This is a genomic window from Micromonospora phytophila (assembly GCF_023656545.1).
Lineage (GTDB): Bacteria > Actinomycetota > Actinomycetes > Mycobacteriales > Micromonosporaceae > Micromonospora > Micromonospora phytophila.
In genome coordinates this window covers 1-11,854 of record NZ_JAMOKF010000164.1, presented here as the reverse complement: position 1 = coordinate 11,854, position 11,854 = coordinate 1, and the positions used below count along the sequence as shown (strand labels likewise).

Sequence of the window (11,854 nt, the reverse complement as noted above, 5' to 3'; positions counted from 1 at the left end):
CTCGCCGTCGGCCGGCAACGGCCCGACGTCGCCGGCCGGGTGCGGCGCTGCGTCGCCGTCGCCGAGGCCGTCCGGGCCCTGCTCGACGGCGAGGAGGTCACCGTCGACACCGCCGAGCTGGCGATGCGGGCCGCCCGGCTGGAGTCACCCCGCCCGGTCCAGCGGCGGATCCCGCTGACGATGGGCACGGCCAACTCGGCGCTGCTGCGCTGGGCGGGGGCGCACGCCGACGTGGTCGGGCTGACCGGCTTCGGGCGTACCCTCGCCGACGGTCACGCCCACGAGGTGCGGTGGCGGGCGGACCAGCTCGACGCGCAGCTGGCCCGGATCGCCGCCGGCGCGGCGGGACGCGCCGACCCGCCGGCACTGGAGGCCCTGGTGCAGCGGGTCGTGGTCACCGACGACGCCGAGGCGGCCGCCGCGGAGACCGCCCGGGACACCGGGCTGACCGTCGCGGAGGTGCTGGCCACGCCGTTCGTGCTGATCGGCACCGAGGACGAGATCGTCGCGGCGGTCGCCGGGCACGAGCGCCGCTGGGGCGTCACCCGTTTCGTCGTACGCCGGGACGCGCTCGCTCCGCTCGCACCGGTGCTGGCCCGCCTCGCCGCCGCCTGATCCCACGTCTGCGCTGGTCAGCGACCCGACAGTCGGGTAGCTGAGCAGTCGTTGACACCGTGCCGGCCCGCGCTCACCGTGAGGGTGTCCGAGGGAGGTGGCCGTCGTGGACATCCGGATCGCCGACAGTGCGGATCTCGACCGGACGGAGGCGCTGGTCTCCTGGCTGCGCCGCCCCCACGTCGACGGTGTCGCCGTCACCGTGCCCGGCCTGGACGCCGCGCGGCGGGAGCGGTCGGCCCGGCAGCTCCGTCGCCACTTCAACGACTGCGGTTGCGCCTGGTCGGCGCTCGCCCTCGTCGCGGCCGTCACCGCCGCCCTCGTCCTCGGACCGCGCGGCGGCGCCATCGCCGTCGCGGCGCTCGGCTGTCTGGGTGCAGCGGTCACCGGCAAGCTCCTCGGCCTGGCCTGGAGCCGCCGGCGGCTGCTCACGCTGCTACGCGCCCTGCGAACGACCTCGTGAACGCGGAGGAGGGGATCTTCCATGGCACTCGTGTGTACCGAAATCACCGAATGGATCGAAGAGGAGGTCTCCAAGCCCGTCGAGGAATGGGAGGAGCGGCAGGAGAAGAAGTGCAAGGACTACCCGTGGTACGACCCGCGGGGCTGGGTCTGCTGGTTCGTCACCATCTTCGTGAAGGTCGTCCGCTGGGTGATCGTCAAGGTGGGCAAGTGGGTCGCCCGGACAGTGTGCAAGCTCGTCGGGGTGATCGTCGATCTGGTGGTGGACATCGCGGTCGGGTTGTGGGACGTGATCGCCGGGATCTTCACCCTCGACTGGCGGCGGATCCTCGATGGCCTGCTGCGGATCGGGATCGGCGTCGTGCTGGGGATCATCCGGCTGGGCCGGATCGTGTTCCTCGGCGACACCATCGACTACATCGTCGAGGAGATCAACCGGGGGCGGCTGCGCGCCCACGTCCGGGGCCTGCTCGAGGCCAAGTACTCCGGTGACACGCTGGCCGACATCAAGGCGGCGATCCGCCTCGACCACGGCGCGTTCGGGCTGCGCCTGCACGCGACCGCGTACCGGACAGTGCTGGACTCGGAGACCCCGGCGCCGCGCGAGCCGGCCGTGCCCAACCTGGTCGTGCTGCACGAGCAGGGCGCGATCAACCTGCGAGAGCTGTGCGGCTTCGAGTTCACCGAGGGGTTCTGGAACCGCAAGCGCTACAAGACCTTGAAGAAGGGGCCGGTGCTGGGCGGCGGTGGCGGGGGCGAGTTCGACAACCCGATCTCTGCCGACGAGCTGGACGCCTACCTCACCTCCCGGGGCGCGCAGGGGCCGAAGTTCATCGTGCTGCCCATGCGCGACGGCGCCCTCGACACGAAGGTGGCCACGGCCGCCGAGAAGGGCCGTGAACTGGCGCTGATGCTGGACTTCGCCAAGGAGACCCGGCCGGTCACCGACGCCGACCACATCGTGCACCCCGGGTACGACACGCCGAACGCGCACGGCTCCCTGGCCAGCTTCCTAAGCGGGGTACTCGGGCGGCGCAACAAGACCACCGACCCGGACGGGGCGACCGCGGGCCTCTGCCACCCGGTCGTCGCCGGGGTGTTCCGCTACACCGACACCCTGCGCGGCCTGGCGAACAACCTGCACGACAGCGCGTGCGGGCTGGACGGGAAGAGCAACTCCGGGGCCACCTTCGTGGACAACACCCCGGACCAGATCTGGAAGTACGTGCCGATCCACGAGCTGGGGCACTGCTTCGGTCTCTGCCACACCGACGGCGTGGACCGGATCATGTTCTCGCCGAAGCAGAACACGGCGTGGAAAAAGTGGTACCTGATCCCGCGCCTGGCCTGGAGCGCGTACCTCGACGGTGAGCCGACCTTCACATTCGGCGAGGCGAAGGCGACCTGGGACCACGTGGTGGCCCACTTCGCGCCCCAGTGCCTCGGCGCGCGCCCGGTCGTCGTCGGGGTGACCGCCGCCGGCGTCGGATCGGCCGGCGCCGGCCACTGACCCACGGTGTACGGCGGTGGCGGCCCTGGCCGCCACCGCCGATCGCCCTACTCCGGGCCGGTCGGCCGCTCGTAGAAGCGGATCTTCTCCCGGAGGTGGTCGTACTGGCGTCGGAGCAGGCGCATCTGTTCCTCGACCCGCTCGGCGTGCCGCTCCAGCAGCGCCTGGCGCTCCCCGGCGGTGTGCTCGCCCGCCCGGGCCAGCTCGGCGTAGCGGCACATCTCGGCGATCGGCATCCCGGTGTCGCGCAGGCAGCGAAACAGCAGCAGCCAGCTCAGGTCGTCGTCGGTGAAGACCCGCCGCCCACCCGAGGTGCGCCCGATGTCGCTGAGCAGCCCGATCTTCTCGTAGTACCGCAGGGTGTCGAGGCTGAAGCCGCTGCGCCGGGCGGCCTCGGAGGGTGCGTACCCGCTCATGGCGGGAGCGTAGCGCTTGACCTGGAGTGCGCTCCAGGTTGAAGGCTGGACGGCATGACGACGACACGGACACTGGGCCGCAGCGGGATCGAGGTCAGCGCGATCGGCATGGGGTGCTGGGCGATCGGCGGACCCCTCTGGGGCGACGGCGGCCAGCCGTTCGGCTGGGGCGAGGTCGACGACGACGAGTCGATCCGCACCGTCCAGCGCGCCCTCGACCTCGGGGTGACCCTCTTCGACACGGCCAGCAACTACGGCGCCGGGCACAGCGAGCGGATCCTCGGCCGGGCTCTCGCCGGCCGTCGCGACCGGGCGGTGATCGCGACCAAGTTCGGCAACCGCTCCGACGAGGCGACCCGCCGGTGGACCGGCACGGACGCCGGCCCCGGCTACGCGGTGCAGAGCCTGGAGGAGTCGCTGCGCCGGCTCGGCACCGACCACGTCGACCTCTACCAGCTGCACCTCAACGACCTGCCGGCGTCCGCCGCGCTCGACCTGGTCGACACGCTGGAGGACCTGGTCACCCAGGGCAAGATCCGGGCGTACGGCTGGAGCACCGACAACCCGGCGTCGGCGCAGGCGTTCGCGGCGGCCGGGCCGCACTGCGCGGCGATCCAGCACGACCAGTCGGTGCTGCTGGACAACGCGCGGATGCTGGCGGTCTGCGAGGCGCTGGACCTGGCCGCCCTCAACCGGGGACCGCTGGCGATGGGGCTGCTCACCGGCTCGACGCGGGCCGTCGGCGTCGACGACGTACGCGGGCGGGCGCCGGAGTGGCTGGTCTGGTTCACCGACGGCCGGCCGACGCCGCGATGGGCGGCCCGGGTGGCGCAGATCCGCGCGGCGCTCACCGCCGACGGCCGTACCCTCGCCCAGGGCGCGCTGGGCTGGCTGCTGGCCCGGAGCCCCCGGACGGTGCCGATCCCCGGCTGCCGCACCGTCGCCCAGGCCGAGGAGAACTTCGCCACCCTCGCCCTCGGTCCGCTGCCCGAGGACGCCTTCGCCGAGGTGGAACGCCTCCTGGCCGACCTGCGCCCCACAGCCGCGGTGGCGCAGGCTTGACGCTCGGCGCATCCGGAACGGTGTCCGTACCCGAAGATATGAGCATGCGGATCCTCATGGCCGGCGCGTCCGGCTTCCTCGGCACCCGGTTGACCGACCGGCTCACCACGGGCGGGCACCAGGTCACCCGACTGGTCCGCCGGCCGCCGCGCGCCGCCGACGAGCGGCAGTGGAACCCGTCCGCCGCGCAACTCGACCCGGCCGTGGTGGCGCAGGCGGACGCGGTGGTCAACCTGGCCGGCGCGGGCGTCGCCGACAAGCGGTGGAACGACCAGTACAAGCAGCTGATCCGGTCGAGTCGGGTCGACAGCACGACCACCCTGGCGGTCACCATCGCCGGCCTGCCCGAGAGTGACCGGCCGAAGGTCCTGCTCAACTCCTCTGCCGTGGGCTGGTACGGCGACACCGGTGACCGGACCGTCGAGGAGGACGCGCCGGCGGGCGAGGGCTTCCTGGCCGACGTCTGCCGGGTCTGGGAGGCCGCGACCCGACCGGCCGAGGACGCCGGCGTACGGGTGGTCCGCCTGCGCATCGGGCTGCCGCTGCACCGTGACGGCGGGATGCTCAAGCCCCAACTGCTGCCGATGAGGCTCGGCATCTCCGGCAAGCTGGGCAGCGGGCGGCAGTGGTGGCCCTGGATCTCGATGGAGGACTGGCTGGGGGCGTCGCTGTTCCTGCTCGACTCCGACGAGATCGCCGGCCCGGTCAACATGGTCGGTCCGGCTCCGTCGACCAACGCGGAGTTCACCCGCGAGCTGGCCCGACAGCTGCACCGCCCGGCGATCATGCCGATCCCGGGGGTGGCGCTGAAGGTGGTGCTCGGCGGCTTCTCCACCGAGGTCCTGCACAGCGGGCGGGTCCTGCCCGGCGTCCTCACCCGCGCCGGCTACTCCTTCCGCCACCCCGACCTGCGCAGCGCCCTCGCCGCCGCCCTGACGGAGTAGCCGCCGGTCGATGATGGAGCTGTGGTGCCCCGCGCAGCGGGTGTGTGCGGCAGGGCCGCCCACCACAGCTCCATCGTTGACGCGTCGGACGGGCGGCTCAGCAGCCGATCACCCAGTAGTTGGGGCCGGTCTGCTTGAGCGTGCTGGTGTTGAAGGTGTTGTAGAGGCCCATCCGCTGGTTCGAGCCGTTGGCGTAGGCGTAGCCGCCGGAGGCGTAGGCACGGCCGGCGCTGACGTGCGCGTAGTTGCTGGCGGTCACGCAGGTCGGGGCGGTGGTGGGGGAAGGCGTCGGGCTGGCGGTCGGGGTCGTGCCGCCGGAGTTCAGGCCGAAGAAGACCGCGTCGTGGTACGTCGAGCAGATGGTGTCCAACATGTAGGCGGCGGCGGTGCCGCACTGGTTGGCGGCGGAGCCCGGGTCGACCGGGGTGCCGTGGCCCATGCCGGAGACCCGCTGGACCCGTACGTCGTTGTTGCCGTACACCTCCACGCTGGTGCCGGCGGGCAGCGACCCGGTGCTGGTCGGGGTCTGCCCCACGCCCCGCACGTTGGTCCACTGGTCGCGCAGCTCCGTGGCGTTGGCGGGGACCACGGTGGTGTCCGAGGTGCCGTGCCAGATGGACACCCGCGGGCGCCGGCCGGTGTAGCCGGGGTAGGCGTTGCGGACCAGGTCACCCCAGGCGGCCGGGGTCTTGTCCACCCCGCTGTACTGGCAGGTGCTGGTGGATGCGGGGGGCGAGCAGCGGTACGGCAGGCCGGCGATGACCGACCCGCCCGCGAAGACGTCGGGGTAGGTGGCGAGCATGACCGCGCTCATCGCCCCGCCGGCGGAGAGCCCGCTGACGAAGATCCGGCCGGGGTCGCTGCCGTAGGTGTTCCTGGCGTGCTCGACCATCTGCCTGATCGAGAGCGCCTCGCCCTGGCCCCGGGTGATGTCCCCCTCGACGAACCAGTTGAAGCAGCTCAGCGACTGGTTGGCGCTGGACTGCTGGGGCACGATCACGGCGAACTTCCACTGGTCGGCGTACTTCTGCCAGCCGGAGTTGGCGAAGTAGCCGGAGGCGTTCTGGGTGCAGCCGTGCAGCAGCACGACGGCCGGGGCTCCCGCCGGCAGGTTGTCCGGCCGGTAGGCGTACATGGCGAGGTTGCCGGGGTTCGAGCCGAAGCCGGTGACCTGGGTGAGGCTGGCGGCCTGGGCGGGGGCGGCGACGGCGGTCACCGCGGCGGCGGTGAGGACGATCCCGGCGACCGCACCGGTCAGCCGGGTGAACAGGGACGAGGAGCGGCGCACGGGGGCCTCCTGGGGGACGGGTTGTGAACTGGGTCACCCGCGAATTGCCGCGACGTTACGTCGATGTGTCGAACCTGTGACATGGGTCACGCTCACACATTCATCGACGTTGACATGTGCGACCGGTTCGCCGGGCTGCGGCGGCTTCTCCGGCAGCGGGCCGGCCTCCGGCCCGACGCGGCGTGCGGCACCCGTCGACCGCCACCGGCCGAGACACCTCGGCCGAGCTTCCGTGTCTGACCGGCCTGTCCAGGCCCGGTTGGTAACGTCCGCTGCGTGCCGATCTCCCCGTCCCTGGCGCCCGCGCCGGCCCCGCCGCCCCGCGTCGTCCGCGACCGGCGCGCCGACCTGATCGTGGCGCTGGTCGCGCTGGCGCTCGCCGTCTGGGTCACCAGCGGGCTGTGGCGGGACCCGAACGCCCGCGCCATCACGGTGAACTCCAGCGACCAGGCGCTCTTCGAGTGGCTCCTGGCCTTCGGCGGCCACGCGCTGACCCACGGCGAGAATCCGCTCTTCACCCACCTGATCAACGTCCCGGACGGCGTGAACCTCGCGGTCAACACCTCGGTCACGGTCTACGCGGTGGTCTTCGCGCCGCTGACGTACCTGATCGGGCCGCCGGCGACGTTCCTGGTGATCCTCACCCTCAACCTCGCCGCCACCGCGCTGGCCTGGTACTGGCTGCTCTCCCGGCACCTGCTCCGCAGCCCGCTCGCCGCCGCCGTCGGTGGGCTGTTCATCGGCTTCTCCCCCGGCATGGTGTCGCACGCCAACGCCCACCTGAACTGGACGGCCGGCTGGCTGGTGCCGCTGCTGGTCTGGCGGGCCTTCGCGCTGCGCCGCCCCGGCCACTGGCTGCGCGACGGCGCGATCCTCGGCGTGCTCGTCGCGCTCGCCTTCTCGATCGCCGCCGAGGGGCTCTTCTTCACCGCGCTGGCGCTCGGCGTCTTCGTCACCGTGTGGGCGCTGCACCCGGCCAACCGGGCCGAGGCCCGCGCCGCCCTGCCCACCTTCCTGCGCGGGCTCGGGGTGACCGCCGTGGTCGCCGGGGTGCTGCTGGCGTACCCGCTCTGGCTGCACTTCGCCGGCCCGCAGCGTTTCCACGGCACCGGCTTCGACGCGGTCATCCACTCCGAGGACGTCGTCGCGTACGGGGCGTACCCGCAGCGCTCCCTCGCCGGGGAGGTGGGGCTGGGCACCCGGTTGGCCCCCAACCCGACGGAGGAGAACTCGTTCTTCGGGCTCCCGCTGCTGCTGCTCGCCGTCGCCTGCTTCGTGGCGCTGTGGCGCCGGGCCGACGCGGGTCGCCGGGCCACCCTCTGGGCGCTGGGGGCCACCGCCGTGGTCTTCACCGTCCTCTCCTTCGGGCCCGAGGCCAAGGTCGACGGGCGGCCGACCGACCTGCCGATGCCGTTCGACCTGGTCGGGCAGCTGCCGGTGGTGAACGCCGCCCTGCCGGCCCGGCTGGCGCTGGTGGTGGCGCCGGTGATCGGGGTGCTGCTGGCGTACGCCGTGGACCAGCTCCGCGCCGACCCGCCCCGACGCCGCCCGGCGCTGCTGGCCTGCTGGGCGGCGTTCGCGGTGGCGCTGGCGCCGCTGCTGCCGGCCCCGCTGCTCACCGTCGAACGCGAGCCGATCCCCCGGTTCATCACCGCCGGCACCTGGCGGGAGTACGTCTCCCCCGGCGGGGTGCTCACCCCGGTGCCGCTGACCCTCGACGTCTACCCCGACGGCCAGCGCTGGCAGGCGTACGCCCTGGCGCACCGGCAGGGCGAGTTCGCCATCCCGTCCGGGTTCTTCCTCGGCCCCGGCGGCCCGGACGGCCGGGGCCGGATCGGCCCGCCCCCGCGCCTGCTCGACGCCCTGATGGACCAGGCCGGCCGGACCGGGCTGGTGCCGATCATCACCGAGGGCAGCGTCCGGCAGGTCCGCGCCGACCTGCGGTACTGGCGGGTCGAGACGGTGGTGCTCGCCGACCAGGTGCACGGGGCGAAGTGGCCGGTCGACGAGGAGACGATCCGGCGCACGGTGACCGCGCTGCTCGGCCCGCCCGAGCGGGTGGACGACGTCTGGCTCTGGCGGGTCGCACCCGCCTGACGGCGAGTCGACCGCCGACGGTTCATCGGCCGCGACCCGCGCCACCGAGCGCCGCGCCGGCGGGGGCCCATGGCGGGCCGCCATCGTGTGTACTGGGCCGATGCCGATGACGAGCCGGCCCCGCCGCGGCGCCGCCCTGGTCGCCCTGACGATCGTCGCCTCGGCCGTCGGCGCCGTCGCGGCGCCCGGCCCGCAGGCCGCACCGGCTGACGCCGATGCCGTGCCGGTCCGGGTGCACGACCCGTGGCTGTGGCAGGCGACCGTCGGGCAGCGGCCGACGGGACCGGCGGCGATGGTCTTCTTCACCTCGCACACCCGCTACTTCGAGTCGACGGGCGTGCTGGTCGGCCGGGACGGCGGGTACCGCCTGATCCCGGTCGGCATCGGCGAGGGGCACGGGCTGCTCGCACCGGACGGGCGGCACTACCTGCGGCCGGGCTCCGGAACGCTGGTGGACCTGGTCACCGGCGAGGAACGCCGCACGCTCGGATCCGGCATCACCCCGCTCGCCTGGTCCCCGGACGGACGGCGGGTGCTGGGCACCCGGAGCAACGACGACGCGGTGATCACGTACGGGCCGGAGAACCAGCAGCTCAACGACCCGGAGAAGCCGGACGACCTCGTCGCGGTCGACCCGTGGACGGGAACGGAACGGCCGATCCCCGCCGGCACCTTCGCCAGCCACGCCGCGGCCGCCTGGTCCCCGACGGGCAACCTGGTCGCGGTGGCCGGCCCGGTGGATCCCGCCGCCCTGGTCGCCGAGCGGCAGCGCCTGGTGCTCGTCGACCCCGACACGGGCCGTCCGCGGTGGCAGGTCGAGCTCGGCGACCGGCGCCTGCTCGCCGGGGCGGCGGCCTGGCATCCGGACGGCCGGCGGATCGCGCTGCTCGCGTTCGACGGCTGCGCCGGCCCCGCCTGCACTCCGGAGCAGACGGCCGCCCGCACCCGGCGGATCGAGTTCGTCGACGCGTCGACCGGTCACCCGACGGGCGCGCCCGTGCCGGTCGACGGCTCGACCGTGGAGATCATCGGCTGGCGCGGCGGCGACCCCGTGGTCAAGCAGGTGGCCTGGGCGGTGCGGGCCGACGAGCGGCGGACCACGCTCGCCGCCGTCACACCGGACGGCACCCGGCAGCCGCTGGTGACGGCGCCGCCCGGCACGACCGACATCCTGGTGCCGGGTGAGCTGCTGGCCCGGGCCGCGTTCGGCGGTCCCGAACGCCGGCCGTCGCCGTTCGCCGCCCCGCTCTGGCTCTACCTGACGCTGGCCGTGCCGCCACTCCTGGTCGCCACGGCCCTTCTGCTGCGCCACCGACGCCGTCGCCGGGCAGCCGCCGGCCCGGCCCCGGAGCACCCCGCGCCGCCCACGGGCCCGCCCGCGGCGCCCCGGTGAGCCGCGTCACGGAAGGTGACCGGCCGGTACGGGTCTAGGCTTGTCGGCGTGACCACGACGACCTCCGGCCTGACGGCCGTCCGCGCCGGCGTCCTCGACTACCAGGCCGCCTGGGACGAGCAGCGCCGGCTGCACGAGTCGGTGGTGGCCGGCGAGCGCGGCGACACCGTGCTGCTGCTGGAGCACCCGAGCGTCTACACCGCCGGCAAGCGCACCGAGCCGTGGGACCGGCCGACGGACGGCACCCCGGTGGTCGACGTGGACCGGGGCGGCAAGATCACCTGGCACGGTCCCGGGCAGCTGGTCGGCTACCCGATCCTGCGACTGCCCGACCCGGTGGACGTGGTCGCCTACGTCCGCCGCACCGAGCAGTTGCTGATCGACGTCTGCGCCGAGTTCGGGCTGGCCGCCGGCCGGATCGAGGGACGCAGCGGCGTCTGGGTGCCCGAGGACGACCGCGGCCCGGCCCGCAAGGTCGCCGCCATCGGCATCCGGGTCGCCCGCGGGGTCACCCTGCACGGCTTCTCGATCAACTGCGACTGCGACCTCGGGTACTTCGACCGGATCGTGCCCTGCGGCATCCGCGACGCCGGGGTCACCTCGCTCACCGCCGAGCTGGGCCGCCCGGTCACCGTGGCCGACGTGCTGCCGGTGGTGGAGCAGCGCCTCGCCACCCTGGTCACCGTTCCGGCCTGACCCGGTCCGCCGCCGTGCAGATCGATCTCGTCACCGTCGTCGTCGCCGAGTACGACCCGGCCATCGACTTCTTCACCGAGGTGCTCGGCTTCGAGCTGGCCGAGGACTCGCCCTCGCTGACCAACGACGGCCGCCCGAAGCGCTGGGTCGTCGTCCGCCCGCCCGGCGGGCAGACCGGGCTGCTGCTGGCCCGCGCCGACGGGGAGCAGCAGGCGCGGGCCGTCGGCGACCAGGTCGCCGGCCGGGTCGGCTTCTTCCTCCGGGTGGACGACTTCGAGGCCGTCCACCGCCGGATGGTCGACGCGGGCGTGGAGTTCGTCCGCCCGCCCCGCACCGAGCCGTACGGCCGGGTCGCCGTCTTCCGCGACATCGCCGGCAACCTCTGGGACCTGCTCGGCCCCGCCTGAGCGCCGACCGGCGAGCGGGACGTCGGGGCGTGCCGACCGGGACGCCCCGACATCCGCACCCCGGTGTCGATCGAGCGCCCGCCCTACGGGGTGAGCCGGTGCAGGTCGCGCGGGAAGGCGGTGACCTCGCGGACGTTGGCCGCGCCGGTCAGCCGGGCGACGAAGCGTTCCAGCCCGATGGCGAAGCCGCCGTGCGGTGGCATGCCGTGCCGGAACGCGTCGACGTAACCGGCGTACGGCTCGACCGGCTCGCCCCGGGCCGCGAGCGCCGCCAGGTAGTCGGCGTGCCGGTGCAGCCGCTGCCCGCCGGTCACCAGCTCCAGGCCCCGGAAGAGCAGGTCGAACCCGTTGGAGTACGCCGGCCGGGCCGGGTCGGGGTGGGTGTAGAAGGGGCGCTTCGCCATCGGGTAGCCGGTGACGAAGAGGAACTCCGAGCCGTGCTCGCGCCGCGCCCACTCCCCCAGCGCGCGTTCGTGCGCCGGGGCGAGGTCCGGCTCGTCGGCGGGCGCGCCGGCGATCTTGAGCGCCTCGGTGAAGTGCACCGCCGGGATCTCGTCCGGCACGGCCGGGGCGGCCACGCCGAGCGTGGCCAGCGAACCGCCGGCCCGCTCCACGACCGTGCCCAGCATCCCGGCCACGGTGTCGCGCAGGACGCGCATCACGTCCCGGTGGTCGGTGACGAAACCCAGCTCGGCGTCGAGCGAGGTGTACTGGGCCAGGTGCCGGACGGTGTCGTGCGGCTCGGCCCGGAACACCGGCCCGACCTCGTAGACCCGCTCGAAGACGCCGACCATGAGCTGCTTGTAGAACTGCGGCGACTGGGCCAGGTACGCGGGCCGACCGAACCAGTCCAGGGCGAAGACGTTCGCCCCGCTCTCGGTGGACGAGCCGACCACCTTCGGGGTGTGGATCTCCACGAAGTCCCGGGCGTCGAGGGCGGCCCGGAAGCCGGCCACCGCCGCCG

12 protein-coding genes are annotated in these 11,854 nt (G+C 73.8%); 9 read left to right on the top strand and 3 right to left on the bottom strand.

Annotated elements, in window-relative coordinates:
* The 3 genes from NCC78_RS19080 to NCC78_RS19070 all read left to right on the top strand — a co-directional run.
* Positions 1-615: LLM class oxidoreductase (locus tag NCC78_RS19080; protein ID WP_250796025.1), on the top strand; the 615-nt coding region annotated here is incomplete at its 5' end.
* A 106-nt stretch (positions 616-721) separates the two neighbouring features.
* Entirely contained in the window at positions 722-1,078 is a 357-nt protein-coding gene (locus tag NCC78_RS19075) for a hypothetical protein (RefSeq protein WP_250796024.1), read from the top strand.
* Positions 1,079-1,099: 21 nt separating this feature from the next.
* The gene (locus tag NCC78_RS19070) at positions 1,100-2,587 is read left to right on the top strand and encodes a hypothetical protein (RefSeq protein ID WP_250796023.1); all 1,488 of its coding nucleotides are present in this window, start codon (positions 1,100-1,102) and stop codon (positions 2,585-2,587) included.
* A gap of 47 nt (positions 2,588-2,634) precedes the next feature.
* Here NCC78_RS19070 and NCC78_RS19065 read toward each other — a convergent pair whose 3' ends face one another.
* Complete coding sequence (locus tag NCC78_RS19065) at positions 2,635-3,003, bottom strand: MerR family transcriptional regulator (protein ID WP_250796021.1); 369 nt, start codon at positions 3,001-3,003, stop codon at positions 2,635-2,637.
* 54 nt (positions 3,004-3,057) lie between these two features.
* Between NCC78_RS19065 and NCC78_RS19060 the strand changes: the two genes are divergently transcribed.
* Both NCC78_RS19060 and NCC78_RS19055 read left to right on the top strand, forming a co-directional pair.
* A complete protein-coding gene (locus NCC78_RS19060) occupies positions 3,058-4,065 on the top strand; it encodes an aldo/keto reductase (protein ID WP_250796019.1) in 1,008 nt (335 codons plus the stop codon).
* Positions 4,066-4,109: 44 nt separating this feature from the next.
* A complete protein-coding gene (locus NCC78_RS19055; RefSeq protein ID WP_250796018.1) occupies positions 4,110-5,009 on the top strand; it encodes a TIGR01777 family oxidoreductase in 900 nt (299 codons plus the stop codon).
* Between the two features lie 97 nt (positions 5,010-5,106).
* On the opposite strand, the gene NCC78_RS19050 is transcribed toward NCC78_RS19055, so the two are convergent.
* Positions 5,107-6,297 carry an extracellular catalytic domain type 1 short-chain-length polyhydroxyalkanoate depolymerase gene (locus NCC78_RS19050; RefSeq protein WP_250796017.1) on the bottom strand — a complete coding sequence of 397 codons (1,191 nt, stop codon included), beginning with the start codon at positions 6,295-6,297 and terminating at the stop codon, positions 5,107-5,109.
* A gap of 276 nt (positions 6,298-6,573) precedes the next feature.
* Here NCC78_RS19050 and NCC78_RS19045 point away from each other — a divergent pair, with 276 nt between their 5' ends.
* The 4 genes from NCC78_RS19045 to NCC78_RS19030 all read left to right on the top strand — a co-directional run bounded on the left by NCC78_RS19045 (position 6,574) and on the right by NCC78_RS19030 (position 10,890).
* On the top strand, positions 6,574-8,394 hold the full coding sequence (locus NCC78_RS19045; protein WP_250796016.1) for a DUF6311 domain-containing protein: 1,821 nt from the start codon (positions 6,574-6,576) through the stop codon (positions 8,392-8,394).
* Between the two features lie 100 nt (positions 8,395-8,494).
* Positions 8,495-9,787 (top strand): WD40 repeat domain-containing protein, encoded by a 1,293-nt coding sequence (locus NCC78_RS19040; RefSeq protein ID WP_250796015.1) that lies wholly within the window; start codon positions 8,495-8,497, stop codon positions 9,785-9,787.
* Positions 9,788-9,835: 48 nt separating this feature from the next.
* Positions 9,836-10,483 carry a lipoyl(octanoyl) transferase LipB gene (gene lipB, locus NCC78_RS19035; RefSeq protein ID WP_250796014.1) on the top strand — a complete coding sequence of 216 codons (648 nt, stop codon included), beginning with the start codon at positions 9,836-9,838 and terminating at the stop codon, positions 10,481-10,483.
* A 14-nt stretch (positions 10,484-10,497) separates the two neighbouring features.
* Entirely contained in the window at positions 10,498-10,890 is a 393-nt protein-coding gene (locus NCC78_RS19030) for a VOC family protein (RefSeq protein ID WP_250796013.1), read from the top strand.
* 83 nt (positions 10,891-10,973) lie between these two features.
* Here the strand turns inward: NCC78_RS19030 and aspS are convergent.
* The coding region (gene aspS, locus NCC78_RS19025; RefSeq protein WP_250796012.1) for an aspartate--tRNA(Asn) ligase at positions 10,974-11,854 on the bottom strand (881 nt) is incomplete at its 5' end.